Here is a 26344-nt window from a genome sequence, read left to right on the forward strand (position 1 = left end):
GCCTCAAATCTTCTTGCATACGGGCGAGTTCGTTTTCGATTGGAGCTTGACCGACACCGGTCTCTTCGGCCAGGCGGCTGCCCGCCACTTTTGAACTGCTCCTGACCATCTCGGCGGCCATCACGGCTCCAGCGGCTCCGACGCCCGCCAGCTTCAAAAATTTTCTTCTGTCGGAAATCGTCCTTGAGTTTTTCACAGGTGTTTCCATGATTTGTCCTCCTTTTTACTTCGTGATTGACGAGTGACAAGGGAAAACGCTTGTCACTCTTCTCTGAATCACTTCTCACACGACACCGCCATGCGATAGGGACTTGGCCCCAGGCGCCGGACTTGCTCGACCATTTCGGTCACCACCTGAGCGAAGCGTTGCCCTTCGGAAGCCGACACCCACTCCAGGCGAAATCGTTCCGGCTCGAGGCCGAAGTCCTCAAGCATCAACTCGATCGCCTCGGCGCGCGCCCTGGCCCGCAGATTACCCTCCAGGTAATGACAATCACCGGGATGGCAGCCGCAGATGAGCACGCCATCGGCGCCGCTCGTGAGCGCTTCAATGACGAAGTTGGGATGAATCATGCCGGTGCACTGCACGCGGATGATGCGGATGTTGGGCGGATACTGAATGCGCGATGTGCCCGCCAGATCCGCTCCGGCGTAGGCGCACCAGTAACAGCAAAACGTAATGATCAGCGGTTCAAATTGTTCGTCGTTCATGGGACAGCCCTTCGTAAAATTCCGCCCCAACGGATGAAAGGTTCCAGCGGATAAAACATCCGCTGGCACTTTTCATCCGCTGGCGATTTCATTGATCCACGCTTTCCGACCTGCCCACGGATGAAAGGTTCCAACGGATAAAACATCCGTTGGCACTTTTCATCCGCTGGCGACTTCATCCTACTCCCAATGCCGCCTTCACTTCCGCCAACAATTGCTCCGGTCGGAAGTGCCAGACAAAAATCGCCTTTTTCGGGCAGGTGGCCATGCACGTGCCACAGCCCTTGCAGATGGCCTCGTTCACTTCCACGCGCTTCTTCGTCTCACCGTTCACCTGGTATTCGACGAGTGTGATCGCCTTGAACGGGCAGGGATCAACGCAATAGGCGCAGCCATCGCAGTTCTCGGTGACGACGTGTGAGATCGTCGGCTCAAGCTCGATCGTGTCCTTCGAGAGAATCGTGGCGGCGCGCGCCGCCGCCCCGAGAGCCTGTGAGATCACCTCCTCGATGTCCAATGGAGAGTGGGCATTGCCGCAGAGGAAAATCCCATCAGTGGCGAAATCAAGCGGTCGCAGCTTCCGATGAGCTTCGAGGAAGAACTTGTCCTCGCTCAGCGGGACCTTGAGTAATTGCGCCAGCTCTTTGTTCTCATCGCGCGGAATCGTGGCGGCCGCCAGGATGACATGGTCCACAGGCAGTTCGATGGTCTCCCCGAGCGTTTCATCTCGCACGATCACGGCAAGCTTGCCGTTCCGCTTGACGACGGTGGGCGGACGATCATCGGCATAGCGAATGAAAGCGACGCCGAGCTTCCGCGCCTTCGTGTAATAGGTTTCGCGGAAGCCGTATGTGCGCATCTCTCGGTAGAGAACGTAGATTTGTGTGTCGGGATCGAGTTCCTTCAGCTTAAGCGCATGTTTGATCGTCTCCGAGCAGCAGGTGCGGCTGCAATACGGGCGCTCTTTGTTCCGCGAGCCCACGCATTGAATGAAGGCGACCGATTCCGCCTTGAATCCGTCGGTTGTGATCCGTTCTTCCAGCTCCTGATGGAGCATGACGCGGTCGTCTTGACCGTAGAGGAACTCCGTCGGCCTGTATGTCTCCGCTCCCGTCGCCACGATGATGACGCCATGGCGAATTTCTTGCGTCATGCCGTTGCCGTCCACCGAGATCTTCGACTCGAAGTTGCCGAGCGAGCCTTTGACCTCGAGGAGCTTGGCGTTGGTGTACACGCGGATATTCGGGTGGGTGATGACTGAGCCGATCAGTCTTTGTAGCGCCTCCTGCGGGTCTTCGCCGTTCAGAAGATAGCGGACACTCCTCAAGTATCCGCCGAGCTGTGCCTCCCTTTCAACCAGATGGACGGTGACGCCCTGATCAGCCAGCGCCAGCGCGGCCGTCATGCCTGCCAGGCCGCCGCCGATGACCAGCGCGTCGTGACACACCTTCAACGGACGCGGATAGAGCGGATCGTTGAGCTTCACCTTCGCCACGGCCATGCGTACGAGGTCTTTGGCTTTTTCCGTTGCCTTTTCCGGTTCGTGACTGTGCACCCAGGAGCAGTGTTCGCGGATGTTGGCCATCTCGAAGTAGTAGGGATTGAGGCCGGCGGCACGGACAGCGCTTCGGAACAAAGCTTCGTGCGTGCGCGGGGTACACGAAGCGACGACCACACGATTGAGCCCGTACTCTTTGATCTTTTGCTTGATGCGTTCGAGGCTATCGTTGGAGCACGTGTACAGGTTGTTCTCGGCATAGACGACGCCGGGCAACGTCCGGGCGTACTCGACCACCGCCGGGACGTTCACGACGCTGGCGATGTTCGTCCCGCAATGGCAGACGAAGACGCCAACGCGTGGCTCCTGTCCCCGCACGTCAATTTCCGGAGGATAGACCGTTGGAGCGATGAGACTGCCCCGCGCTTCGCCAAGCAATGCCATGACCTTTGCTGCTGCCGCCGACGCTTGCGAGACCGTCTCCGGGATGTCTTTCGGTTCGGTGAAAGGACCGGCCACGAAAATTCCTTCGCGTCCTGTGTCCACCGGACTGAAGACGGATGTCTGGCAAAAGCCAAATTGATTCAGCCGGACGCCAAATGTCTCGGCAATCTTCCGAACGCTCTTTGGCGGCTGCATGCCGACGGAGAGAACGACGAGGTCATATTCCTTCGACACCTTTCGATCATCGTCGGTGAGATAGGTGATCCTCAGATTCTTCGTCTCCGGCACTTCTTCGATCTTCGGCACGCGGCAGCGGATGTAGTTGACGCCCAACTTCCTGGCCGTCTCGTAGTAGGCCTCGAAGCCTTTGCTGAACGCCCGGATGTCCATGAAGAAGATGTCGCACTGGAGGTCCTCGCCGGCATGTTCCTTGGCGATGATGGCCTCTTTGGTGGCGTACATGCAGCAGACGGCCGAACAATAGTCGCGCTCGTAGTCGCGCGAGCCGACGCACTGGATGAAAGCGATCCGTTTGGGTGGCTTCAAGTCCGACGGACGGAGCACCTTTCCCTCGTAGGGGCCGGAGGGAGAAAGGATGCGCTCGAACTGAAGCGAGGTGATGACGTTGGGATAGCGTCCATAGCCGAAGTCGTTGTTCGCCCTCGGCTCGAAGATCTCATAGCCCGGTGCGAGGATGACGGCGCCGACGTTGAGCTGAATGGTTTCGTCCTTTTGATCGTAGCGAATCGCTTTCGCTTCGCACACGACGTCGCAGATGCCGCAGGCGTTGTACTTCAGGTGCACGCAGGCCTGGGGGTCAATGGCCGGTTTGTTGGGGATCGCTTGAGGATAGTAGATCGAAACGGCCGGGCGTTCGTTGAGACCCATGTTGTAGGGATTGAGGATTGGAATGGGGACGGTGGGGGAGGTCAGGCTTCGAACTTTCTTCCCGACCGGGCAGATGAAATCGCAGGCGCCGCAGGTCCAGCACATCGGATTGTGCTTGCCGAATGGCGGCTCCAGTTTCTTCCTCGGACCCCGGCCGGTGAACCCGATGGCGCTTCGTCCCATGCGCTCCTGACACATGCGCACGCACAGTCCGCAGTAGATGCAATCGTCGTACTTCTTCTTGATGCGCGGCTCATGAACTCCGTACTCAGCGGCGATTCTTTGGATCACCTCCGAATCGGGACAACGGGCCAGCAAAAGTTCCGCTGTGATCTTTCGGGCTCGCCGGACGCGCTCCGTATCAGTGAAGACGCTGATGCCCTCAAGCGCCGGATAGGAACAGGATGCCTGAACCGTCGGCGCTCGGCCCGGCACATGAACTTCCACGACGCAGAGCCGACACGCGCCGTAAGGCGTGAGCGCCTTATGATAGCAAAGCGTCGGCACCCGCAGCCCGCATTTCTCGATGGCTGTGAGGAGATTCGTCCCCTCCGGCACGTCAACCGGCTGATTGTTGATCGTCAGACGGATCATGACTGATCACCTCAATCGCTATGCACGCTTTCAAAGCGAAAACAAACCTCGGGGTGAGTTGCTCTCAGGCAACGGATCGTCTCCTCAATGTCCCCCAGAGGTTTTCGATCAATATGGCTCAGGCGGAACGTAGCCGTCACCTTCGTCCCTCGGCCGGGTGTGCTTTCGATGGACAGTTTCCCTTCGGCCTCCTCGGCTGCTTGTGCGAGGAAAGGCAAGCCGAGACCGATTCGCCTCCCTGTCTTCGTCGTGAAGAAGGGATCGAGGGATCGGCTCAATGTTTCTTCGTCCATGCCTTTGCCGTCGTCAATCACTTCGAGGATGAGCCGATCCTCCTTCGTGCTTTGAGTCAGCCGGATTGTGACATTGCGCGCTCCGGCTCTCAGAGCATTCTCAACGATGTCCAGAATATGCAAGGAGAGGTCTTCCATCGCTAGATCCTCACTATGCGCCCTTCTTCGCCGGAGAGACACCGCCTCAGTTCCTGTAGGGTCACCGTTTTCATCAGAAATGTCGTTGTTCTCCTTCCCACATCCTCCAGTTTGTGGGCGTCGGAGGAGGTGATGAAGGGAAGACGGTTCTTGAGCGGAATATGTGCCCGTTTCGTTGGATCGGCCAGCTCCAGAGCATCGAGGGGCAAGCCTTCGGGAATAAAGCCAAGCTGCCCGATGATGCCGAAGCCCTCTCTATCCACATGAGCTGCGATGGCCAAGCCGTCACGCTCGTGGATCAAGTCAACGAGCCTTTCCGTCGTGAGTTCGGTTGCCCCGATGAGAAGCCGGTTGCTAAAGCCGATGATCTCTTCCTCCTCGTTGACGATTACCTGTTCTCCGTAGAGCTTCTCATCGTTCGTTCCGTGAAGATGCTCATAGACGATTTCTTGAAGGGAGAACAGGTCGTCATCCTTGTCAAACAAGGCGAGGATATGTACTTCTTCCCTGGACGTCACTTCCATCCCGCCGATGACGGTGATGCCTTCGCGGGCGGCATTTCTTGCCACGGCGGGAACGTTCTCGGCCGAATTATGATCGCAGATGCCGATCACATCGAGACCTCTTCGCTTGGCCGCGCTCACGATCTGGCGTGGGGACATCTCCAGATCGGCGCACGGTGACAAGCAGGTGTGAATATGGAGATCGGCCTTAAATTCTCGCATCGTTCTTGACTCCCAGCTCGCACAACCGACAAATCACATCGTAGGTCGAGAGCGGGGTGATCATGACAGGAATCTGTTCCTCGTCCGCTTTGCGCAGCGTTTCTTCGTCCGGCGTTCTTCCATTGACGATGATGATTCCACATAGCTCTTTTGCGCTTGCCACCGCCACGATGTTGGTGTGTGTCTGAAGCGTAATCCACACATTCCCTTGCCGGGCATGAGCCAGCACATCGCTCAGCAAGTCCCCGGCATAACCGCCTCTCACCGGGCGGTCGAGCAGGGTCTCGCCGGTTCTCACGACCAGATTCAGCGCGTCAACGACCTTTTTCAGCGTCATCGTCATGTGAAGACCGTGAATTGAAGAGTCGTCCCCTCTCCGACCTTTGAATCAATTTTCATCTCGTCGGAGCAGTTTTTGATGTTGGGCAGCCCCATACCCGCTCCGAAGCCAAGTTCACGAACCCAATCCGGCGCCGTGGAATAGCCCGGTTGCATGGCCAGCTCCACATCGGCGATGCCAGGGCCGCGATCCATCGCCTCAACGGTAACCTTTCCCGGCTCAATGGTGGCGGTCAGTTGGCCCCCTGGCGTAAAGATGACGATGTTCATCTCCGCTTCATAGGAGGCGATGGTGATGCGGCGAGCCGCGTCAGGCGAAACTCCCAGCTTCTTCAGATTGCGTTTCAATCGGCTGCTGGCCTCTCCCGCCTTCTGGAAATTTCCTCCTTCAACGTAATATCGCAGCACAATGGCCGTTCGATCGGAGGGGAGGTCTGTGAACCAATGGCTCGGTTTGTAATGCTGAAGCTCTCGCTCATGGTAGTTGATCTCCAGGCGTCGGAGCAGGCAACGGATAATGTCTACTTTTGTCAAAATGCCGACCAGTTTCCGTGTCCTCCGGTCAATGACGGGGAATCGCCCGTAGCCATATCGCTCAAATTTCTCGACGGCACGAATCAAGGGCTCATCACTATGGAGCGTCACGATGCTCGTGCTCATCCACTGCTTTACCGGCTCATGAATACGTCCTTTGCAAAGGGAACGGATAAGATCCTCGATGCTGACGATTCCCACCAGGTCCCCGTCTTTCGTCACCGGTGTGCCCGAGATGCGATGTTCTTTGAGGAGGCGGCGGACGTCCTCCATGGTATTCTCAGGCTCGACCGTAACCACCTTTCGGGTCATGGCTTGCTCGACCTTCAACTCGTAGATCAGTTCTTGCGTTCTTCCCACTCGGAAGACCTGGTTGACCTTATCCTTCTTCATCTTTCCACGCAGCCCCTGAGACCTCGCAGATACAATCGTCCGCAACTCTCGTACATAGGGAGATCAGTGCTGAGGAGAACCACGCCTTTCTCCTCGGCGAGGTTGAGCGTTTCACCCTGAGGCTTTTTCCCCCGGACGTAACAAATAACGTGAATATCGGCCATTTCCGCGGTATAAACGGTTTGCGGGGTAGTCAGTCCCGTGAGGAGCACGGCACCGGGCATGGCAAAGGTCAGCACGTCACTCATCAGATCGGAGGCGCAGGCCCGGTCTACCACCAGGTTATTCCCGATGGGATTGAGAAGTACCTTCGCCTCGAGCGCCTCGACGATTTCACTGAGCGTCATGACGACCTCCAGCATGTGCGTCTTCACGCGGACAATTGTTCTTGCGTGGGTGTGGCGGTTTTCTTTTTGCGCTCCACTCTCATTCCCCGTTCAACGGGTGGGATCGGCTCGCCCGAAAGTTTCTTCACCGCACCGAACCGCGGCGGGCAGACGTCCAGACAGGTGCCGCACTTGGTGCAACGGCTTTGATCAATGACGTGAACGGTATGCTTCTCACCGTAAATGGCCTCCGCGGGACATTCTCGCTTGCAGATCAAGCACGCCTGGCACAGTTGCGGGTCAATCCAGTAGGCGATGAGATTCTTGCATACTTTGGCCGGACAGCGTCTCTCACGGATGTGCGCCTCGTATTCGTCGCGGAAGTATCGGATGGTGGTGAGAACGGGATTGGGAAGCGTCGTACCGAGGCCGCACATCGAGGCGTCCTTGATGGCCCAGGCGAGTTCTTCCAGAAATTCGATGTCTCCTTCCCGACCCTCTCCATCGGTGATCCGCGTCAGCACCTCCAGCAGGGCAGCACTTCCATCACGGCAGACGGTGCACTTGCCGCAGGATTCGTCGTTGGTGAACTGGATGAAGAACTTGGCCACATCCACCATGCACGTGTCTTCATCCATGACGATCATGCCACCCGATCCCATCATCGAGCCGGCCTGTGTGAGGCTCTCGTAATCAATCGGCAGATCAATCAGGCTCGCCGGGATACATCCGCCCGACGGTCCCCCCGTCTGAACGGCTTTGAATTTGCGATTGCCGGGGATGCCCCCGCCGATTTCGTAAATGATTTCGCGCAGAGTGATGCCCATGGGTACTTCGATCAAACCGGTGTTGTTGATCTTGCCTACCAATGAGAAGATTTTCGTCCCTTTGCTTGTCTCGGTCCCGATCTTCGAGAACCATTCGGCGCCTCGGTTGATGATGACGGGAACGGTGGCGAGTGTTTCAACATTGTTGATGACGGTCGGACAGCCCCAGATCCCCACCTGGGCGGGGAAGGGGGGACGCTGGCGGGGCTCGGGACTTTTTCCCTCGATCGAGTGAATGAGCGAGGTTTCTTCTCCGCAAACGAATGCGCCTGAACCTTCCCGGATCTCCAGATCAAAGGAGAAACCGGTACCAAGAATATTCTCGCCCAGCAGCCCATACTCGCGCGCTTGCTCGATGGCCTTCTGCATTCGCTTAATGGCCAGCGGGTATTCCGTGCGCACATAGATGTAGCCGTGTGAGGCACCGATGGCGTAGGCGGCAATCGTCTGGCCCTCGATCACCGAATGGGGATCGGATTCAAACACGCTGCGATCCATATACGCTCCGGGATCGCCCTCGTCGCAGTTGCAGATCACATACTTCGGCGTTTTCGGTTCGTTGCGGCATACTTTCCATTTTATGCCCGTGGGGAAGCCGGCCCCGCCGCGACCTCTGAGGCCTGACCTGATGATCTCCTCAATCACCTCCTCCGGGGTCATCGAGGTGAGCACTTTTTCGAGTGCCGTGTAACCGTCCCGTGCGATGTAATCATCAATTTTCTCCGGGTCAATGATTCCCTTGTTGCGCAGCACAATGAGCATCTGTTTTTTGAAGAAAGGAATATCGCTCAGCAACGGTATGGGCTCTCTCCTCTCGGGGGGCGTGAACATGAGCTTTTTGACCGGCCTCCCCTTCAAAAAATGCTCCTCGACGAGAAACGGGATGTCTTCGGTCTTGAGCCAACCGTAGAAGATCCTTTCCGGCATCACCACGAGCAGTGGCCCTTGACCGCAAAAGCCATTACAGCCGGTGGGCACTAAAGAGATCTCCTCCTGAAGGCCGTGCCGGGCGATCTCTTCTTCTAAAGCTCTCTTGATCCGGTATGATCCACCAGCGACACAGCCGGTGCCGGTGCAGAGCATCAGTTCGAGTCTTCTGGCAGCCATCGCTTTATCCCCCTCTCTCGGAACCTATTCCAAGGGCGTATTCGGCCACAGCCGTCCCCCCGATAATATGCGCCTGGAAAATCTCCCTCGCCTTCTCCGGGGTCAGTTCCACGTATCTGACAGGCGGCGAATTCAGCATTTCGACCGTGGCCATCGGTTCCTTCGAGCAAAGTCCCGCACACCCGGAGGTCGTGATCATGATGTCCTTCACTCCGCTTTTTTCCAGCTCCTCCAGGAAGGCCGAGACGATGGCGCGGGCTCCGGCAGCAATGCCGCAGGTGCCCATATGCACAATGATCTTGCCTCGAAACTCGCCTTCCCGGAGATAGATGCTCTTTTGCGCCTCGGCTCGTTTTCTTCTGAGTTCATCCAGCGTTAGCCTGGCCATGGCCGTTTGCTCCTTGAAACTTCTTGACGATTCCGGGTATTTCCTTGACGGTGAGCTTCCCGTAGACGGTGTCGCCAATCATCACGGCAGGCGCCAGGCCGCAACAGCCGATACAGCGAACCGCCTTCAGGGTGAAAAGCATGTCGGGTGTCGTCTCTTCCGGTTTGATCTTAAGCGTATCGGAAAATCGTTCCATGAGCCTTTCGCTTCCCCGGACATAACAGGTTGTCCCCATGCACACGTTGATGATGTACTTGCCTCGTGGGACAATGCTGAAGGCGTTGTAGAAGGTGGCGACGCGAAGGATGTGAGTCAGCGGGATGCCCAACCGGTGAGAAATATACCGGAGGACATCTTCGGGGAAGTAGTTGTAGACGTCATTGATAGATTGGAGAATCGGCATGAGCGGACCCGGACGATTCCGGTGCTCGGCGATAATCTGATCAACTCGCGCTTGCACTTCGGGGGCCAATTTCACCGGCGGTATGCTATCGAGTGGCTGCGGGATGAAGCGGACGGGACAGTTGGCCACGCAGGAACCGCAGCCGGTGCACACATTCTCGTCTACAAATCGCGCGCGTCGCTTGAGCGTGACGGTGAAATTCCCCGGCTCTCCCTCGATGCGCTCGACCTCCGAGAGCGTGAGCACTTCGATGTCCTTGTGTCGGCCGATGGCGACCAGGCGCGGAGCCATCGTGCACATGGCGCAGTCGTTGGTCGGGAACGTTTTATCGAGTTGCGACATGACGCCACCAATGGCCGGCTTGGTATCAACGAGGTAGACCTTAATCCCGGCGTCGGCCAGATCGAGTGCCGCCTGCATGCCGCCGATGCCGCCACCGACGACCAGCACTGCACCGACTTTCCGTCTTCTCTCACCCATGCTGGTCATATGGTTTATGCTCCTCCGAAAATGCCCGAGAGCGCGCCTCTGGCGCGCTTATCGGGAGCAAAAGCCCGGCCGGGTGGAAGCGGGCGCTCCCATGTTTTTTCATCGGTTCTGGGCACTGGGACCTAAAGAGTTCCTGCGGTCGCTGCTTCTTCGGGCAGCCCGCGTACCATGACGATTTCAGTTTCCCGGAGCGCCCGCTCCTTGACGGCCTGAAAATAAAGCGCCATCGGACGATAGACGACGTGCGACCATTTGCCGAAAGGCAACTCGATCAGTACGAGCGGGACGGCAATCGCCAGATGGACGGCATAGAGAAGGTGCGCGGTCAGGGCGAACTCCAGATAGCGAAAGAGGTGAACGGCTAACCCACTTATGGCGACGAGAAGGAACATGACAGGGAGAATCACATCGCTCGGCTCGGAGAATTTGTGAATCTCTTCGTGTTTCTTGATCCGGCTGATGAGAATATCCAGCGGGACATAGATCAAAATGGCCGCCGCAAGATACCCCAGCCACCGCTGAGGGTGATAGAGCGGATAGATCTCATCCGTCTGGAACCAATCGAGGAAAAAGAACTTGATCACCAGCATGAGCGACACGGCCAGCCCGAGCAGCCAGTGCTTGGTCCACCGTTTCCGATGAATCTCCCGAAGGCACTTTCGAATGTTTTGGTGGGAGACGGCATGAAGAAGTAGTGACCGAGCTTCGCTCAAATAGAGGCGAAACGGGATCTTCACAGGCTCCATGCTTCGCATCGTCCACCGATGCATGCGCAGGACGTTGAGCGTCAGCAGGACAAGTGGGATCAGGAAGACGACCATCGTGAAGTATGTGATCGTCGGGAACATGTGCTCCAGCCCGAGGGGCGTCGTCACGAACTCCGAGACCGACATCGGAATCTCTTTGTAGACGAGGTGATAGAAGAGCACGAGGCCAAAGACGAAGAGCCCAACGATGGACAGGGCGATGATCTCTCCAGAGGTCGAAGTGAGGATCTTTGAGGCCAGGTGGGTGACGTCGTACTGGGCGACGAGATAACGGCGCAGCGTCATCATGGACTCGCGCGGTTCAGCCTGACGGGGGCACGTGATTGAGCAATCACCGCAGTCATGACAGAGCCAGGGTTCCAGGCTCGCCCGCAGCGAATCTTTGAGGCCAAGAAGGGCACGACGGATCGGTCGGCGCGGAAAGGACGCAGCATCCGTGGAGAGGTTGCACACGATGGTGCAACTGCCACAGTTCAGACAGGCGCTGACATCAAACCGGCCATACCGACGGATCTCTTGTACGAACCCGGGGATAGCGATGGTGTTCATCTCCGAACCTCATCCTTAAGACGGCAGCCAGTGTGTACCACACCAGTGCTGGTGGTGAAAGACACGGGATCTCGGCGCTGGAGACTGCCGTCCCTCTTCTGGCGTCAGGGGGGCGAGGGAACCGAAGAGGTATCCCCCCGGCTGACTCCCTGACGGCACCTAAGGATGCTTCTCCCAGAGCACTGTCTTCCATGTAAGCCATGGGACAATGCCTCCGTCGTTGGATTAGCAAACTGTGTTCCAGGATACGGGTGGCACTTTAACCAATTGTGAATCAATGGACAGCCGGCAAGCGGGATTACCAGTTCGGGTATAAGTGGGTCTTCTTGCTCAGAAAACGTGCAATTTCACCCTGGTCAGTGAAGCGGGTCTGTTCAGGTAAGGACGTACGACTCGGGATGGTGGGTTTTTTAACGCTGATTTGTGTTGAAAATGTCTACACCTCCCCTATCCATTGTGATACCTCATCGGCAATGCGCATCGAAACGTCGTCGGCCGCTGCCTGAACATCTTGAGAAAGACCGATGCCAACCGCGAAATCTCTGCCTTCGATCCCGTATATGATCAAGCGCGGAGGGAGCCGGTTGAGGACCCGCGCCAGCTCGACGGCCTCCACGATGCCGATGGCGTGGGTTGAATGACATGCGAGGCTTGCCGGGATCGGTTCAGCATGGGCATCCACACGATAGATGGTACCAGCTCGAGCACCCGTCCGGACGGCATCAATGAGAATGACGATATCGGCGCCGTTCCACATCTCGATCAAAGATGTCGGCTCGCCGCTCGCTTCTACGATCCTCACACCAGGGGGACCCTTCTCTTTGAGCACTCGCGCAACGACTAATCCTACCGCGTCGTCCCTGCCAAACTCATTCCCGATGCCGATGATGACGATGGCTGATTGTGAGCTGCGACTCACGAATTGGTTTGGGTCCCGGGATAATCCTGAGGACATGTGGTGGTTCCTACACGCCGTTCAGTTGTTGTTTCGGTTCCTCACCTTCGGCAGTTGATTTCACCGTCTTTTGAGCAGCTCGCGGCTCAACCAGTATTGACCATAGTCTCGGGTTCGCCAGACCTCCACCCCTTACGGTTGATCTCGCCGTAAAAATCCACGGAAGCCCACTGATTAACACGGATGAGGTTATCGGTGTCCATCTGCGTGCATCAGCGGTCAACTTATCTTTGTTTCCGGGGACCACGGAACCCGGGAGCATCTCCTTTGAAGATCTTTCACTCGCGCTCGATGTGAAGCTTAATGAAGTGCGTGGCACAGGATATGCACGGATCATAATTACGGACTGCTTGCTCGCAGTGCCAGACGAGCTGGTCGTGAGGCATATCGAGGCGCGAGGGGAGAAAGTGCCAGAGGTCTGATTCGATCATCTTTTGATTTTGCGATGTTGGCGGAACGATCTTGGCGTCGAGAATCGTACCATCATCGCCGAGCCGGTAGCGATGATAGAGAATTCCCCGCGGCGCTTCCGTGCATCCATAGCCAGTGGCTGCGCGGGGCTGAATCTCCACTGCCGGTTTGTCAGGCATCTCATACTCGGCGATGAGGCGCAGGGCTTCGTCGCAGGCATAAAGGATTTCCAGGCTGCGTACGATGATGCTTTTGAAGGGATTCGTGCAGGGAGGATGAAGACCGACATCGCAGGCGAGCTCCCTCACAAGAGGCGACAGCCGGTCAAAGTTCAGATTGTAGCGGGCGAGCGGGCCGACGAAATAGGGCCCGCGATTTTTGATCGTCGAGTGCAACGCATTGGAATAGGACACGTGCTCCTCGACGAAATGATCGTCGTACTCGCTGACGGCGATGTCTAAGCCTTTATTGGACACGAGACGGCCTTCGTTGAAGGGATATTCGGTGGGGTGGCGGAGGGCGACGAATTCATAGTCCCGTTCAAATTCAGGGAAGGGAAGCGCCGCCGCCCACCGCACCGTCTCCAGAGCCGCCTCGCGCGCCCAGTGCAATTGTTCCATGAGTGGAATCAGCTCTCGTTTGGTGGGCACTCGGTAGAAGCCGCCGACGCGGACGTTAATTGGATGGATTTCTCGGCCCCCGAGGAGGCGGACAATTTCGTTTCCCACCTTTTTCAACTGCAGGCCGCGCTGAACGATATCGGGGTGATCGCGAGCCATTTGAATCGCATCTTCGTAACCGAGAAAGTCGGGCGCGTGCAGCAGGTAAACGTGCAACGCATGGCTCTCAATCCACTCGCCGCAGTAGATGAGCCGGCGCAATGCACGGATTGGTCCCTCCACCTTGATGCCGAAGGCGTCTTCCATCGCGTGCACGGCGCTCATCTGGTAGGCGATGGGACAGATGCCGCAAATGCGCGCCGTGATATCGGGGGCTTCGGCGAAATTCCGTCCGCGCAAGAACGCTTCGAAGAAGCGCGGAGGCTCGAAAATCTTGAGCCTCACATCCATGACCTGATCACCTTTGATCTTGACGTACAACGCACCTTCGCCCTCGACACGGGCCAGGTAATCAACTTTGATCACTTTGGTCTTCACGGTCGTCACTCGTTCTTCCTCCCGACGGATGAAAACTTTCAACAGATACAACCTTGCCATTGTTATGATCGAGCTAACCGTTAGCTCTTTTCAACAGTTGGCAAGCACTCATCCTGTGACTCTCTTGCTCAGGCTCGGTCATGAGCTTCGCCCTCTTTGCGAAAGGGTTCGGCATAGGCGTTGAAGCTACGAAAGGCCCGGACGATGTCTTGCTCTTTGACTCCGAGGTGAGACCAGCGGGCACTCAACGAGTTGGTGTTCGGTGTCTCCTTCGGACCGAAGCAGCCGTAACAGCCGCGATGATAGGCTGGACAGATGGCTCCGCAGCCAGCATGCGTGACCGGACCAAGGCAGGGCGTGCCGTGCGCGACCATCACACAAACGATGTCCCGCCGCTTGCATTCCATGCACACGCTGTGTGGCGGCGTGTTCGGTTTGCGCCCGTGAAGAAAGGCGCTGATAACCTCAATCAGTTGATGCTTGTTGATGGGACAGCCCCGTAGCTCGAAGTCTACAAACACGTGGTCGGCAATGGGCGTTGATTTGTTGAGCGTCTGGATATATTCCGGTGTGGCGTAGACGATGGAGAGGAACTCCCGCACGTCTTTGAAATTTCGTAATGCTTGAATGCCTCCAGCCGTAGCACAGGCGCCAATGGTGATCAGAACCTTGGAGGCACGACGCACCTGGTGAATTCGCTCGGCATCATGGGGCGTCGTGATAGATCCTTCCACGAGCGATAGGTCATACGGCCCTCTCACGATGGCCCGTGAGGCTTCCGGGAAATAGCTGATTTGCACCTGTCCCGCCAGCCGGAGTAACTCATCTTCACAATCAAGCAGAGTCAACTGACAGCCGTCGCAGGAGGCGAATTTCCAGACGGCCAATTTCGGTCTCCGCTTTCGAACCATATCACAACTCCCAGATCGTGAGCAGGTCTTTGACCCGGCGATATGGGAATACTGGGCCATCTTTACAAAGGAACGTCGGCCCGAACTGGCAGTGACCGCAAAAACCAACGGCGCATTTCATGTTGCGCTCCATGGAGAGAAAAATGTTGTCGGGTCCGACGCCCCGTTTCTGCAGTTCCAGCGCCGAGAATCTCATCATAACTTCCGGGCCACAGACCATCGCCACCGTGTTAAGAGGATCAAAAGGGGCCCGCGGGATGAGCGTCGTCACCACACCGACGCTGCCGCGCCAACCACCCGTCGCGCGATCAACCGTGACGTAAACCTCGAGATCGAACTGAGCCCGCCAGCGGCTGAGCTGGTTCCGGTAGAGGATGTCTTCAGGCGTGCGCGCGCCATATAGCAACACGACCTTACCATACTTTTCTCGACGCGAGAGGATGTGAAAGAGCGCCGGTCGAAGCGGAGCCAGTCCAATGCCTCCGGCGACGATTACCACATCATTTCCTTCAGCCTCTGTGACCGGCCAGTGACGACCAAAGGGCCCACGTACTCCAATCACATCTCCGCGTTTCAGTTTGCGCATCGCTCTGGTGACCGTCCCGACGACGCGCGTTGTGTGCACGAGGGTCCCCGGATTGCCCGGGTCGCCACTGATCGAAATGGGAATCTCGCCGACGCCAAAGACGTAGAGCATGTTAAACTGACCGGGCGCAAACGAGAAAGTCCCGTCCTCCTGAACAGGCGTCAGCTCCAGCGTGAACGTGTCAGCTGTTTCCCGATGCACCCGACTAATGCGGTACGGCCGCGGTATCATCGGATCGCTCCTCATCATTCGAGCCCCTTATGAGTGGACGCCGTATACATCGAGCAATTGCAATCGCGTCGCTTGCAGCCGTTGCTCGACGATGTGGGCGAATCGCTTGAGCAGCTCATAGCCCAGGTCATGATCATCCTCGCACTTGACGCGAAGGCATCGTCCGTCAAGAGCGATGGCGCGCGTGAGCTCGACAGCACGGGCATTAAAATGCCAGTGGTAGGGCGGAATGAGCCAGGACCAACCGAGAATTTCTCCCTCTCCCAGAGTCTGGATCGTCACCGGTCCACGTCCGGGGACGAAAATCTCGAGGGCGACCTTGCCATGTCGGATGACATAAAACTCATTCGCCTCCTCACCTTCGCGAAAAATAAATTGCCCGGCATCGAAGCGCACATTGGCGGCGCAGCCGACGATCAATTGTATGTGCCGGGCATCCAGTCCGGCGAAGAAGGGATGTTCGGCGAGAATGCGTTCAAGGGTTTCCATCGGTCCTCTCCTTGTGGTTCGGTTCGCTCGCTCGGATGGCGCGAACCTCTTCGGTGATGTCAATGGCGACGGGACACCAGGTGATGCAACGCCCGCAGCCGACGCATCCCGACGTGCCGAATTGGTCAATCCAGGTCGCTAGTTTGTGGGTCATCCATTGGCGATAACGAGCCTTTGCCGAGGCGCGCACGCTGCCGCCATGGATGTAAGAAAAGTCCATTGTGAAACAAGAGTCCCATATCCGCCATCGTTCGGCATACTCACCGGTGAGGTCCGTGACATCCTCGACTGTGCTACAGAAACAGGTCGGACAGACCATTGTGCAGTTACCGCAGGTGAGACACCTGGCGGCGACCTGATCCCAGCGCGGATGCTCGTAGTTGCGGTAGAGCAAGTCCTTGATATCGCTGGTATCCACTTGTCGCCCCATTTGCTTGGCCGTTCGGGCTACGATTTCTTCTGCCAACTGCACTTCTTCTACGCGCGCGGGCCGATGAGGAATGTCCTGGAGAATTTCTGCTCCCCGGTCAGTGCCAACGTCAACAACGAAGTAGTGACGTTCTGGCTCCAGGATCTCCGTCAGCGCAAGATCGAACCCGGTGGTCGCTTTCGGTCCTGTATTCATAGAAGCGCAAAAACAGGTGCCGCCGGCCTGCCCGCAGTTGACCGCCACAATGAAGGCGTTTTCGCGCCGCCCTTTGTAGGTGGGATCCACATAGGTGCCGCCCAAGAACACCTTATCCTGGATAGCAATGGCATGCAGCTCGCAGGAACGAACGCCGATAAAAGCAAATTTCAAAGCAGTCGGATAAGACCCTGTCGAGGGGGAAAGCGCTGCGGGCTGATCATTAAGTGCGGCGGAGGGAGTGTCAGGGGCAGAAGGAGATGCGAGGTCATTGAAAAAGATATCAAATCCCCTTTGGGTACGTCTGGCTCTGAACAGTCTGACCCTGGGCGGGAAGAGAAATTTCTTCCAGGAGTGAGGGCCGACGACGTAGCCGAAGAGGGCCTGATCGTTGCGCCTCTTGAGGCGATAGGTTCCACCGTCCTGTTCGTCAGTCCAGCCAATGGGAAGGTCGTCAACTGACGTTATTTCATGATAACCGATGGCGCCATCGCGAAGCGTCGGCCCTACGATGCGATAGCCTTTTCGGGTGAGTGCCTCAAGAAGGGACCCGAAGTGCGAGCGGTCGAATACGATTCTTTCAGGAGTCTGTGCTTGAGCCATAGGATCATAATTGTATCCCATTAGGGAAGAGTTTAAAGCCGCGTGAAACCGCGGGCCGCGGGGTGGAACCCTCTTTGCCGGGATGGAGACCTCGCCGGCGAATCCATTTACGTCCGATAACTGATGCAGAGTAGTCCGCACTGACCGCCTGGTCTTCCTTCCTCTCGTCAACGACACAGCAACTTCCCTGAGCAAGCCGCGCACCCACACAGAAGCCAAGTTAGTTCGTCCGCACGCAGGACCATTAAAAGCCGTACAAAACGGTAGGGTAGGCGAGGGCAAAGTTGTTCGGGTGCAGGCCCCTCTCAGCGTGATAGGAGGCAGGGAAGTTTGCCCGCTGTGGGTTGTCTACGGCTTGATTCCCATCGGCACTTTCACTGCTCGGGATATCGTCAATGGGAGTCCCACGGGCTAACCGTTAGCTTCAGAGTTCCTGTGGAGCGTTGCTTACGGTAGCAACGTCCGACAGGTGCAAAGAGCTTTCCTAGAGGCTACCAAAGAGAATCCCGCTGGATGATCCTCGGTCCGACATGGGGCACTCGCGTTTGGGAATAGTGATCTACTTTGCGTTACGCGAAGAGGACGACGCGCGCCCAGCGAAAGAACTTTTGTTCAGTGGGCTGACCCATGCCATCTGCAAGAGAGCAATATGGGATTGAGATTTAGTTCCCGTGAGGGACCCTCGGATTCGAAGCGGTCCCATTGCCAGCTTCAAGGGAGGCATCGGGCAGGCGGTCAACATCCAGAGTCAGAGGAGTCTTTTAAAGGCCCGTAATCCGGCGCAGTTTCTCCGTTGATCAGTCGTCCGGAGTGCTAGAACTAATTTGCCCAGGGCTTGAGCATCCCACGCCGCAGAAATTCCGCTTTTGCCCGCAGGGTGATATCGGTTTGATAGGCCGCTTCGTGCCGGTGATCGTACACGTAGGCTTTCACCCGAAGAATCAAATACGGGCTATCGGCAAAGCCATCCAGAAGGCGAACCGCTACCGGTTTGGTCAACAACGTGTAGGGAGAACTGTAGGCCGCTTCGTAACCGATCTCCATAGCTTGAACCGGATCGGTATCAATCGGCAGGTAGAGATCTGTCACCACCTGGCAGTCGGGCACGCCCGAATTGGCGTTCCAGGCCTTGTCGCTCAAGATCTCGCTATTGGGAATGGTCACGCGAGTATCATCCGGCGTGACGAGCTTCGTGCTACGCAGGCCAATGTGAACGATCTCTCCGTAGGCGTCTCCGATTTTGACACGGTCGCCAAGTTGATAGGGGCGATCTGCCAGAATGACCAGTCCGCCAATGATGTTCTTGACGAAATCTTGCGCACCGAGGCCCAGCGCGATACCGACCGATGCGAGCACGGCGAACAGCGCATCTCGTGAGGGCGAGAAAATAGCCAGAATGATCAGACTGCTCCCCAGCCAGACGCCGAAGCGAACGAGCGGTGCCAGCATCATGAAGAAGAACCGCGCCCGAGGGGCTCGTCGAGCAAAAGCTTCCAGGATTGTTGTGCTCAACCGAACCACTACATAGGCGGCTACCAAGATCAGAATGGCGTAGAGAATGGTGGTGAGCGAAATCTTTGTCAGGACTTTCACCGGTGTCTCGGGTATCGCCTGAAAAGCGAAAAGCATAGGCATGACGATCCTCCATCACAGTAAATTGCGGCGATAGAGCGCCTCTCGCACCACCCGCATGGCTTCCGGACGCACGCGAAGGCCATGCCGACCCGGATCAGGCTCGATAATCTCTCGGGCTAAAAGTTCATCCAGTTGAGATCGGCTGGCAGAAAGGGTCCTTTGAAAAATCGTGGCATGCTCTTCAGCCGTGAGGCTTCCGTGCTGCAGGATCGCCACCAGCGTGAAGAGATCCTCCAGATCGAGGTCATCAATCACCGGAGACAGGTTGGGTGTGACAAGCGGCTTGAGCGAGAGCACACCCGCTTCGATGGTTTCGATCTGGCCCAGCCAGATATCAAAGGCCGTGCGATAAATGCCGGCCGACTCTCTGGCCAGCGCGTCAAAAAAGACGGTCTCCGGATCGGTCTCGCCTTGAATCAAATTCCGCAGCCGATGAGGCAGGGAAGAGGACCGGGGCGGTGGGGCAAAATACAAGCGCAATCCCGACAGGTTATGCCGCCGCAAAATGGCCTGGCGAAGTTCATCCCGCGTGGCTGTCCCCACGTTGATGCGATGGGAAAAACTCGATCCCAAACGAATCGCGGCGTCGAGAAATCGAAACGCTGTCTCATTGATAGATAAGACCCAAAGCACGGTTGAGCTGGTGGCAGCAATCACTCGTTGCAGCGCCCGAATCGCGCCGTAATGTCCAACCTGCCGCAAGAAGGTACGCTCCAGCTCCTCCAGGATGATGACCCTTCGTCGTGCGGCGAGGGATTTCTCCACTTCCGTCGCGTCATCAGCTCCGACCAGTCGGGCCAGGAAATCACGCAATTGAGCCTCCGTTACGAGCCGGTCGCTGAATTCTCCTCGAATGACCTCCAGACCCTCCAGGGGTCGCTTCAATGCACAGTTGATCAAGCTGGTTTTTCCGCTGCCTCGCTGTCCGACAATGATGAGGGCCACAGGACGACCGGCTTCCCAGAGCGAACGGGCGTCGGTAATGGCCGCCAGCTCATGCTCGCGTCCCACCAGGAACCGAGGGTCTTCAAGCGGCTCAAAGCGGAACAACCGGCGATAGAGCGCAGGCAATTCTTTGACGCTCAGATCAGCGACAAATTCTTCGGGAAGAAAAGGGCGAGTAATCACTTCGACTTTGCCCGCCGAGGATGCCGGTCTCCACCCGATGTAACTCAAAAATTCAAGGGTTAGCCGCTCCAGATCACTCACCAAGCGACGGACAATGTAGCCGGTGATCGTCACCACACTCTGGCCGACCAGGGTAAGTGCTCGGCGAAATCCCTGTTGGGAAAGATAAGCAAGCGTACCGAGTCGGTGTCGGGTCAATATCAGCCAACCTTCGGCAAAAACCTCGGCGAGGGCTCGCGCCATCTGCGGCTCCACCGCGGGACGCCAGTCCACCACTTCGCGCCGATGAAATTCAAGCAGGGAGAGAGCGTTTTGCTGCGCCTCTCGGACCAGTTGTTCGTCGCTCTGCTCTTCCAGACCATAGGCGACGACTTCGCGGGCTCGCTCAATCTGCTGTACGAGGACACGATGCTGGGATTCGACTTCCTCAAGCAAACGGGTAACCTCAGGACGGCCTCTGCGCTCGAAAGCTCGGCGAAATGTATCTCGAGGATAAAGTCTCTTCCACCGAGTTCGGCGACGCGGCAGTGCGGAAAACCTGATCGGTGTCTCGCAGACGGAAGGAAGTGATTCGAGTTCAGCTTTGAGTGCCGTTTCTAGTTCGGAAAGCCGCCCTGACGCCGGGACTAAGTCGGCCTTTGGAGGAGGGAAATCCTCTTGTCCATCCTGTTCCATCTGCCGACGTAACCAGGCGATAACATCATCGAGTTCCGCCAGCAGACCAGATCGTTCGAGGATCAGACTTTCCAATGCGCGCTGGATCCGATCCAGGATGTGACGCTCACACTCCTCCAGCGCTGATTCCAATCGAAGCTCATTGTTCACGGCGCGCATCTGGCTAGCCCAGTGAGCAACACACTTGATCCGATAATCATCGGTGCTCGTGCTTTTCCTTCGCTGCCACACGAGATCGGAGAGAATTTCTTGAGCCAATACCGGGAGAGTTCTTTTTGACTCCTCTGTCCACCTGCAAAGCTCGCGCTCGGCTTGATGAATGTGTTGCTCAATGGTGCTGCGCATCTTCAACCACTCGGCCTCTACCTCACTGCGCGATCGAGGCCGTCCAAGAACGGCGGCATCCAGGGCGTCGCGCACAATCCTCCACGGATGTCGTAACTGGCGAAGCGCAAGAGCCATGGCCAGGAGATAGCGCCCCTCAATTTTCGCGCGAGTGCGTGCTCTCTTTCTGAACACATTAAATGCTACAGTTCTCAGCGTGACGGGTCGCAACGGTCGGCGGAGCCGTATGAGTAGCCGTCTCCAGCCTGGCGGAATCCAGTCACTCAAGGCACTCACGGCTCCAGCACCACTTACAAGGATGACCTCGGGCAACCCTTTGACCAGTTCTTCGATCTCCCGGTCATATTGCTCGATGGCCTTAAGTGCACGCTGATGGGGTCGTGTATTCTCGCATTGGGAAATGAGGGCTAGCAGATAAACACGCCCCGATTCTTGTCGTATGGCCTTAAGTGTCCCGAGACTCATCGGCCTGGCTGTGAGTTCTGCTGTGAGTAACGACATCGCCTCGCGTCGAAAAGCTTGGTGCTCGAGAAGAGTTTCCATATCCCGCAAGCAACTATCCAATTCCGCAATTAACCGACTATCTAAGGAGCTAAGGCGATCTACTATTTTGATCCACCACCGGGTAAAGACGTCTTCCATCATCAGGTCTCGAACGAGAATTGTGAAGGAGGTATTGTATGAACCGCGGTGGACGGCGTCAATAATTTCTACACCCGATCGGGATCGCTGGGTGTTTTTCAGCTCGTTTGGCGGGATGGGCCAACGAGAAGAAAAATGTTCGTTGTGTGGGTGATCTGAGGGTGAGATTCTTGTTGCGGTAGTTACTCGAGGGATATGGGTGGCTTAAGATTTGTTATCGGACGTAATACGCTTCAGGGGAACTACGGCTTATATCCGCTCGCCTCTACACTTCTTTGCTCCCTGACCCTCCCCTTGGACCAATACAGACTACTCCTGATCTTTGCTCTCCGCTGTCCACATGAGGTGGTGCTGAATGAATCGAGTGCAACCAACGCGAGCACAGCCTGGCTCACAACGTCACATTCCCGGCTCAAAATGCTCTGCCACGAGCTTGTTGGGAGATTTGTTGCAGGAGATTTTGTCGTTGTTGCACAAACTGCCTTTTGAAAAACCCTCATGAATTGCAGATAAAATGCGAGACGGCCGAGACCGCAGGAGCCAGGGACGTACTCGGTCCCACGCAACGAACCATGGAGTCCCATCGGGGACTCATCAGAAATCGGTATGGTTTTCAGGGCTTGGCTTCACTGGCGCTAAGCCAAACTCTGTTGCCTGCTGTCTCACGCTTGGCGGCGGGATAACTCAACCTCATCGGTGGTCAGCTTCAGGCTTCACCCCATCAGGCAGATTGGCTCGCCTGCTTCCAAGCCCTCGTCAGCGGGTGTCCAGTTTGCCCTGGGTCAAGCGCTGCCGCATCCAGGCTCCCGGGAGCAAACGCCCCCGCCGAGCAGCACTGCACCCGATGCGTAACTACTAATTTCGTTGACAAAAGAAAAACTCTGGCGTATTTTGCCTCTTCGTTTGTTACAGACCGGTCACACTGCGCAATACGCTCATGCATTTTTCAAATCCGGCTCACACAGAGGATGATTATGAAACGAGAACAAACAACAAATCGCCAGTTGAGAGGGAGACAAAACCGACCGATCAGCCGGCGCAACTTTGTTCGACTCCTTTCGGCTACCGGAGTTGCTAGTTTTTCTCCCCGCCTCTCCGTGGCGTCTGCCACACAATCCCTGTTGTTATCAGACTCTCAGCAGCAGGGTCCACCCCAGGTCCCTCAACGCGTCAGCAAAGAAATGCTCCAGGCGGCGCAGCGACTGATCGGGATCGAACTGACCGACGCGCAGATCACGATGGCGCTTCCGCGGGTCAATCAGAATCTGGCCAATTACGAGACTCTTCGGCAAATCTCCATCCCTCTTGATACCGAACCTGCCATCGAGTTTCATCCCACGCGACCGCCCACGCACCGACGACACGTTCCCAGGCAGCGGACTCCCGTTCGGTTGCGGCCAGTCAGCACCCCAGCGTTCAAAAAGTTAGACGATCTCGCCTTTGCCTCGATCGCCGAGCTTGCTCAACTGATTCGCACGCGGCGTGTTTCGTCGGTAGACCTCACCACGATGTACCTCGAGCGCCTGAAAAAGTACGGGCCCCAACTTCATTGCGTTGTGACGCTCACGGAAGACCTCGCACTCGATCAAGCCCGCGATGCCGACAGGGAAATTCGCCGGGGTCGTTATCGCGGTCCGCTGCATGGAATTCCCTGGGGTGCAAAAGATCTCTTTGCGACAAAGGGCATTCGCACGACCTGGGGCGCAGAACCCTATCGAGACCAGGTGATTGATTATGACGCAACTGTTGTCGAGAGGCTACGGGAAGCCGGCGCGATCCTGGTGGCGAAGCTTTCGCTTGGTGCCTTAGCCCAGGGACCACGCTGGTTTGGCGGCGTCACCCGAACTCCCTGGAATATTCAGGAGAATTCCAGCGGATCGTCAGCCGGTTCAGCGGCGGCGACGGCCGCCGGTCTGGTGGGATTTTCGCTCGGAACGGAAACTCTCGGATCCATTATCTCGCCTTCGTCGCGCTGTGGTGTTGTCGGGTTGCGACCGACTTACGGGCGTGTGAGCCGCTACGGCGCAATGATTCTCAGCCCAACAATGGATAAGGTCGGCCCCATCTGTCGCTACGTCGAAGATTGCGCTCTGGTTCTGGAGGCCATTTACGGTCCTGATGGACGAGATCACACCGTCGCCGATATCCCTTTTTCCTGGGTCCCCAACACAGATATATCCGGCCTACGAATCGGCTATCTCAAAGCCGAATTTGAGGAAGGCACAGAAGCCCGTCGAACGATGTATGCTGCCGCTCTGGATGCGTTGAGAAAAGCGGGAGCCAGGCTCGAGCCGATGGAGCTTCCCTCCTTCCCGGCCCGCGCACTTCTCATCATCCTGAACGCCGAAGCGGCTGCGTCCTTTGATGATCTCACCCGATCGGGAGGCGTTGATCAACTGAGTGGACAGGGGCCCGGAGACTGGCCCAATACCTTCCGCGTAGCCCGATTCATTCCCGCCGTCGAGTATCTGCGGGCTCAGCGCGCGCGAAGGCTGCTCATGCGCCAGATGGATGAACTGATGGCGCAGTGGGATGTTTTCGTCTCTCCCGCCCCGGGCAGTGCCAGCCTCACGATCACAAACTTGACCGGGCATCCTGCTGTCTGCGTTCCCTGTGGCTTTATAAACGGCATGCCTCAGGCAATCATGTTCACCGGACGGCTCTATGATGAAGCCACGCTACTTCGTGTGGCGTTGGCATTTGAGCGAGCCACCGAGTGGCACAAGCGCCATCCCAAAATGGATTGGGCATAAGCGCACCATTCTTCCAGCGGGGCAAATGCAAGGCCCTCGTGATCAAATCCGCCGTTCTCTCTAATAACCAAAATGAACCGGGACAGATGGTGCGGTCCGCTTGGGGCGAAGTCTGTTCAGCCGGTGCGCCCCCAACTTCCTCAGGTAGGCTTCGTGATCCGCCGGCTGAAGAACCCACTGCTTCAGCCAGTCAAGAAATTGCTCGCGCGTTCTGGTTTGTTCGTGATAGTCATGGAAAAACTCGTGATCCCGATTATAGTACCCAACGACGGGTGAAGGATGCGCTCCCCAGGGAACGACGGCAATGGCAGTGACGAAAATTCCCGGTATGAGTGTACGATTTGGATCGCTGAGAATCACATCCGAGGAGACAATTTCCTCCGTCGTGACAATGACGGTCCGGCTGGCGCGGACAGCATCCAGCGTCACACCGAGATTCCCCCAGAGGTGACAGTTCCCTTCCCTATCCGCCCTTTGAACATGCACGATGGCGACATCGGGGGTGATGGCGCGCACCGCCACCAGCCGCTCGCCCGTGTATGGACAGCTTATCTCTCGCAAATGGGGATTCTGGCGCTGAAGGTCCGTTCCGAGTGCCGTACGCGCCGGAACGAACGGGATGCCGAGGGCACCTGCGTGCAGCCCAAGGGCAATGGTGAAATTTGAATGATTTTCGACCTCTAGTGGGTGGGGAATGCTTTCTTCTACCGCCCGGCGAAAGTTATAGCCCAGTCCGGCGCTCACGTTGCCCACCCACGCAGCAACCACTCTGGTCACGCACCCGGCGCCGATGAGGAGATCGAATAGAATATCGGAAATGGGACCGATGAGGCAGAGATTGCGCTTCCCCTGGCGAATGATCTCATAACCCGCAGCAAAGGGAATGAACCCTTCGAGGCCCGTTCCCAGAACGACACTTTGACCATCGCTCACATATCGCCCGATAGCTTCTGACAAAGGGATGACTTTCACTTTCATGACAGTTCACCGGAGCCAAAAGCCTGTTGGATCAATCTCACGAAGAATCTTTAACTCATCTCGCGTCGGTAGCGGTGTCGTGTGGAAATTTTCCGCCAGGCGTAATCTCCATCCCGTTTGTTCCTGCACCTGTTCAACGCTGACACCGGGATGAACGGACGTGAGGACGGCTTCTTCTGTAACGCTGTCAAATCGAAGAATGGCCCGATCTGTAATAACAGCTACCGGCCCGCCTCCAGGCAAACCCACGCTCTTTCGCCAGTGACGGCCATCGCCGTATCCTGGAGATGTAAGGTAGCTCACGCGAGGCGGAAACCGGCGTCTCTCGTGCGCCATGATGATGACGAGTCGTCCGGCAAGCGAAGCAATATCGCAGGCTCCTCCGCTGCCCGGCAAGCGGATTTTTCGGCCCTTCGTGTCAACCACTTCGGTGGTGTTGATGTTGCCGTAGCGATCAACCTCGGCTCCGCCGATAATCCCCAATGCTACCCGCCCTTGCTGAAGCGGCCCCATCACGCTCAACATATCGCCACAAAAGGTCGCCTGGTAGAGATTCGGCGTATCGCCCATCGTGAAGAGCAATTCCGGAGAGGGCGTCTCCCGGATCACCCCATTTTCAAAGAAGCCGACTGCCGTCGGCGCATGCGTCCGCTTTGCCAGCGCGAAGGCGAGGAGCGGTAATCTCATCCCCACGAAAACGATTTCACCATCGCGAATTTCTCGCGCGACGGCTGTCACCATCAACTCTTTCAGTGTGCACTCCATGACTGCGCTCCTCCGAAATTTCCCTCACCGAGAGGAAGGCCA

At 56.9% G+C, this 26344-nt stretch carries 23 protein-coding genes; 1 reads left to right on the plus strand and 22 read right to left on the minus strand.

Annotated features, from left to right (window positions below):
- From VNM72_12260 to VNM72_12355, 20 genes are all read right to left on the minus strand, one after another.
- The coding region (locus VNM72_12260) for a twin-arginine translocation signal domain-containing protein (protein ID HXF06169.1) at window positions 1-208 on the minus strand (208 nt) is incomplete at its 3' end.
- A gap of 68 nt (window positions 209-276) precedes the next feature.
- Window positions 277-711 (minus strand): hydrogenase iron-sulfur subunit, encoded by a 435-nt coding sequence (locus tag VNM72_12265; protein ID HXF06170.1) that lies wholly within the window; start codon window positions 709-711, stop codon window positions 277-279.
- Window positions 712-886: 175 nt separating this feature from the next.
- The gene (locus tag VNM72_12270; GenBank protein HXF06171.1) at window positions 887-4135 is read right to left on the minus strand and encodes an FAD-dependent oxidoreductase; all 3249 of its coding nucleotides are present in this window, start codon (window positions 4133-4135) and stop codon (window positions 887-889) included.
- An 11-nt stretch (window positions 4136-4146) separates the two neighbouring features.
- Window positions 4147-4566 (minus strand): ATP-binding protein, encoded by a 420-nt coding sequence (locus VNM72_12275; protein ID HXF06172.1) that lies wholly within the window; start codon window positions 4564-4566, stop codon window positions 4147-4149.
- A gap of 2 nt (window positions 4567-4568) precedes the next feature.
- Window positions 4569-5291: a PHP domain-containing protein gene (locus tag VNM72_12280; protein HXF06173.1), complete on the minus strand. Its 723-nt coding sequence runs from the start codon at window positions 5289-5291 to the stop codon at window positions 4569-4571.
- The gene (locus VNM72_12285) at window positions 5278-5628 is read right to left on the minus strand and encodes a DRTGG domain-containing protein (protein HXF06174.1); all 351 of its coding nucleotides are present in this window, start codon (window positions 5626-5628) and stop codon (window positions 5278-5280) included. Before VNM72_12285 ends, VNM72_12280 begins: the two co-directional genes overlap by 14 nt.
- A 2-nt stretch (window positions 5629-5630) precedes the next feature.
- On the minus strand, window positions 5631-6557 hold the full coding sequence (locus VNM72_12290) for a CBS domain-containing protein (GenBank protein HXF06175.1): 927 nt from the start codon (window positions 6555-6557) through the stop codon (window positions 5631-5633).
- The gene (locus tag VNM72_12295) at window positions 6554-6931 is read right to left on the minus strand and encodes a hypothetical protein (protein HXF06176.1); all 378 of its coding nucleotides are present in this window, start codon (window positions 6929-6931) and stop codon (window positions 6554-6556) included. Before VNM72_12295 ends, VNM72_12290 begins: the two co-directional genes overlap by 4 nt.
- A complete protein-coding gene (gene nuoF / locus VNM72_12300; protein HXF06177.1) occupies window positions 6928-8817 on the minus strand; it encodes an NADH-quinone oxidoreductase subunit NuoF in 1890 nt (629 codons plus the stop codon). The genes VNM72_12295 and nuoF overlap by 4 nt, the downstream gene beginning before the upstream one ends.
- Window positions 8818-8821: 4 nt before the next feature.
- Window positions 8822-9205 (minus strand): (2Fe-2S) ferredoxin domain-containing protein, encoded by a 384-nt coding sequence (locus VNM72_12305; protein HXF06178.1) that lies wholly within the window; start codon window positions 9203-9205, stop codon window positions 8822-8824.
- On the minus strand, window positions 9183-10097 hold the full coding sequence (locus VNM72_12310; protein ID HXF06179.1) for an NAD(P)H-dependent oxidoreductase subunit E: 915 nt from the start codon (window positions 10095-10097) through the stop codon (window positions 9183-9185). The genes VNM72_12305 and VNM72_12310 overlap by 23 nt, the downstream gene beginning before the upstream one ends.
- A 122-nt stretch (window positions 10098-10219) precedes the next feature.
- Window positions 10220-11413, minus strand: a complete 1194-nt coding sequence (locus tag VNM72_12315; GenBank protein ID HXF06180.1) for a 4Fe-4S dicluster domain-containing protein — start codon at window positions 11411-11413, stop codon at window positions 10220-10222.
- 436 nt (window positions 11414-11849) lie between these two features.
- Window positions 11850-12332: a hydrogenase maturation protease gene (locus tag VNM72_12320; GenBank protein ID HXF06181.1), complete on the minus strand. Its 483-nt coding sequence runs from the start codon at window positions 12330-12332 to the stop codon at window positions 11850-11852.
- Window positions 12333-12646: 314 nt separating this feature from the next.
- A complete protein-coding gene (locus tag VNM72_12325) occupies window positions 12647-13936 on the minus strand; it encodes a Ni/Fe hydrogenase subunit alpha (GenBank protein ID HXF06182.1) in 1290 nt (429 codons plus the stop codon).
- 128 nt (window positions 13937-14064) lie between these two features.
- Entirely contained in the window at window positions 14065-14847 is a 783-nt protein-coding gene (locus VNM72_12330; protein HXF06183.1) for an oxidoreductase, read from the minus strand.
- 1 nt (window position 14848) lies between these two features.
- Entirely contained in the window at window positions 14849-15664 is an 816-nt protein-coding gene (locus tag VNM72_12335; protein ID HXF06184.1) for an FAD/NAD(P)-binding protein, read from the minus strand.
- Between the two features lie 27 nt (window positions 15665-15691).
- A complete protein-coding gene (locus VNM72_12340; GenBank protein ID HXF06185.1) occupies window positions 15692-16153 on the minus strand; it encodes a cyclic nucleotide-binding domain-containing protein in 462 nt (153 codons plus the stop codon).
- On the minus strand, window positions 16140-17381 hold the full coding sequence (locus VNM72_12345; protein ID HXF06186.1) for a 4Fe-4S dicluster domain-containing protein: 1242 nt from the start codon (window positions 17379-17381) through the stop codon (window positions 16140-16142). Before VNM72_12345 ends, VNM72_12340 begins: the two co-directional genes overlap by 14 nt.
- 819 nt (window positions 17382-18200) lie before the next feature.
- Window positions 18201-19016 (minus strand): mechanosensitive ion channel family protein, encoded by an 816-nt coding sequence (locus VNM72_12350; protein HXF06187.1) that lies wholly within the window; start codon window positions 19014-19016, stop codon window positions 18201-18203.
- 12 nt (window positions 19017-19028) lie between these two features.
- The gene (locus VNM72_12355; protein ID HXF06188.1) at window positions 19029-21629 is read right to left on the minus strand and encodes an ATP-binding protein; all 2601 of its coding nucleotides are present in this window, start codon (window positions 21627-21629) and stop codon (window positions 19029-19031) included.
- Window positions 21630-22780: 1151 nt separating this feature from the next.
- On the opposite strand from VNM72_12355, the gene VNM72_12360 reads away from it, so the two are divergent.
- Window positions 22781-24559, plus strand: coding sequence for an amidase (locus tag VNM72_12360; GenBank protein HXF06189.1), 1779 nt, complete (start codon window positions 22781-22783; stop codon window positions 24557-24559).
- A gap of 60 nt (window positions 24560-24619) precedes the next feature.
- Here VNM72_12360 and VNM72_12365 read toward each other — a convergent pair whose 3' ends face one another.
- Both VNM72_12365 and VNM72_12370 read right to left on the minus strand, forming a co-directional pair.
- A complete protein-coding gene (locus VNM72_12365; GenBank protein ID HXF06190.1) occupies window positions 24620-25537 on the minus strand; it encodes a CoA-transferase in 918 nt (305 codons plus the stop codon).
- Window positions 25538-25543: 6 nt separating this feature from the next.
- Window positions 25544-26302: a CoA-transferase gene (locus VNM72_12370; GenBank protein HXF06191.1), complete on the minus strand. Its 759-nt coding sequence runs from the start codon at window positions 26300-26302 to the stop codon at window positions 25544-25546.
- Window positions 26303-26344: the final 42 nt, after the last annotated feature.

Source organism: Blastocatellia bacterium (assembly GCA_035573895.1).
Taxonomy (GTDB): Bacteria; Acidobacteriota; Blastocatellia; order HR10; family HR10; genus DATLZR01.